Below are 2,242 nucleotides of genomic sequence, written 5' to 3'. Positions count from 1 at the left end.
GCGACTGCGCGGCGGGCGTGGGCCCCGCCCTGCCGCACCTGTCGACGGAGGAGACCGCCCGCGACATGGACGCCGTCCGCGCGGCCCTCGGCGAGCGGCGCACCGGCTTCCTCGGCGTCTCCTACGGCAGCTACCTCGGCGCGGCCTACGCGGCCCTCTTCCCGCGGCGGGTGGGTCCGATGGTGCTGGACAGCGTCGTCGGCCCGGAGGACTGGTACGCCTTCGACCTCCGCCAAGCCGGGGCCCTGCTGCGGCAGCGCGCGACCCTGCTGGAGTGGCTGGCCGCCCACCCCGGGCGGTTCGGGCTCGGCAGCACGGCGGGAGCGGTCCGCGGGGCGTACGAGCGGGTGCGGGCCGGGCTCGCGGCCCGGCCCGTGGACGGCTTCGGGCCCGCCGAGTTCGACCGCGCCGTCTACCGGGCGCTCGGCCGCACCGAGCGCTGGGCGCCCCTCGGCGACGGCATGCGCACCTACCTGCGCGAGGGCACGGCCGGCGGCCTGCGCCCCGCCGCCCCCTTCGACGGCCCGGACTCCCGTACGTACGAGGCCGCCAACCGCACCGTGAAGTGCGCCGACGGCCCCGGTCCCGCACCCGGGCGGGTCGTCGCCGACCTCCGCCGCCTGCGCCGCCTCGACCCGCTGCCCGTCCTGACCGGCATCGAGGCGTCGGCCTGCGCGTACTGGCACCACCGCCCGGAGAGCCGCACGCGGCTCGGCAGCCCCGCCGCTCCCCCGGTCCTGCTCGTCGCCTCGCAGCACGACCCCGTCACCCCGGCCGAGGGGGCACGGGCCCTGCAGCGCGTGCTGCCCGGATCCCGGCTGGTCACACTGGAGAACGACTACTCGCACGGCGTCTTCGCCAGCCGGGGCAACGCGTGCGTGGACGACGCCGTGGCCGCCTATCTGGTGGACGGCACGGTGCCCGGCAGGGATCTGCGCTGCCAGGGTCCGGGCCTGCCGGAAATCCCTTGACGGCCGACGTGTTACGTATAACCATTCCCTCGTGATCTCACCCACGCGAGCGTCAGCGCCGGACATGGCCGCCCAGTGGCCGAGGGAGTCGACGAGCGGCGAGGACTCCCCATGAGCTACGCGGATCTGCTGCGCGGCCCCCACGTGACCAGGCTGCTCCTGGGCACCCTCGTCGGGCGGCTGCCGAGCGCGATGGCCTCCGTCGCCGTGCCGCTGGCCCTGCGTCAGGCGGGGGCGTCGTACGGGTTCGTGGGCGTGGCCGTGGGGGTGTTCGCCATCGCCTCCGCGATCGGCGGCCCGCTGCTGGGCCGTCTCGTGGACCGGGCGGGCCAGCCGCTCGTCCTGCTGCCCACCGCCCTGGTGGCGGCCGTGGGCTTCGCGGCCGTGGCGGTCGCGCCCGGCAGCCGCACGGCCGTCCTCGCCGGGGTCGCGCTCGCCGGAGCGGCGACGCCGCCGCTGGAGCCGTGCCTGCGCGCCCTGTGGCCCGACATCGTCGCACCCGGGAAGCTGGAGGCGGCCTACGCCCTGGACTCCGCCTCGCAGGAGCTGGTCTTCGTCGGCGGGCCCCTGGTGGTGGCCGGCGGCGTGGCCGTCGCCTCGCCCTCGGCGGCGCTGTGGGCCGGTGCGCTCCTGGGCATCGCCGGAGTGCTCGTCGTCGCCACCGCCCCGCCCGCGCGGGTCTGGAAGGCGCCCGCCCGCTCCGGCGACCGGCTCGGCCCGCTGCGCAGCCGCGGCCTGGTCGTGCTGCTCACGGGCCTCACAGGCGCGGGCGTCGCCATCGGCACGCTCAACGTCCTCGTCGTCCACTACGCGGAGGAGCACCGGCTGCCCGGCGGCGCCCCCACGCTCCTCGCGCTCAACGCCCTCGGCGCGCTGATCGGCGGGCTGGCCTACGGGGCCGTGCGCCACTGGCGGGTGGCGCCGCCGCGCCGGACGCTGCTGCTGATGCTCGGGCTCATGGCCGGGTACGGGCTGCTGTGCCTGCTGCCCGCGCCGCCGCTCATGGCCGGCCTGATGATCCTCACCGGGCTGTTCCTCGCGCCCGTGCTCACCGTCGTGTTCGTGCTGGTGGGCGAGCTCGCCCCGGCGGGCACCGTCACCGAGGCGTTCGCCTGGCTGGTGACCCTGATGACGGCGGGCGTGGCGCTGGGGTCGGCCGTCGTCGGCACGGTGCTGGAGACGGCCGGGCCCACGTGGGCCGCGTCGTGCGGGGTCGCCGGGCTCGCCGTGGGCGCCCTGGTGATCCTCGCCGGGCAGGCGCACCTCGTCCC

Annotated in this window: 2 protein-coding genes; both read left to right on the top strand. The window is 77.3% G+C overall.

Going from position 1 to position 2,242, the window contains the following annotated elements:
* A partial coding sequence (locus V7793_RS36625) for an alpha/beta hydrolase (protein ID WP_336013998.1) occupies positions 1–971 on the top strand: 971 nt, incomplete at its 5' end.
* A gap of 111 nt (positions 972–1,082) precedes the next feature.
* Positions 1,083–2,242 (top strand): MFS transporter (locus V7793_RS36620; RefSeq protein WP_336013996.1); only part of this gene is annotated, 1,160 nt, incomplete at its 3' end.

Origin of the sequence: Streptomyces sp. KLMMK (genome assembly GCF_036961605.1) — a bacterium.
GTDB classification, from domain to species: Bacteria; Actinomycetota; Actinomycetes; order Streptomycetales; family Streptomycetaceae; genus Streptomyces; species Streptomyces telluris.
The sequence above is the reverse complement of the archived record's forward strand: the minus strand, read 5'-3'. Positions and strand labels throughout refer to the sequence as shown.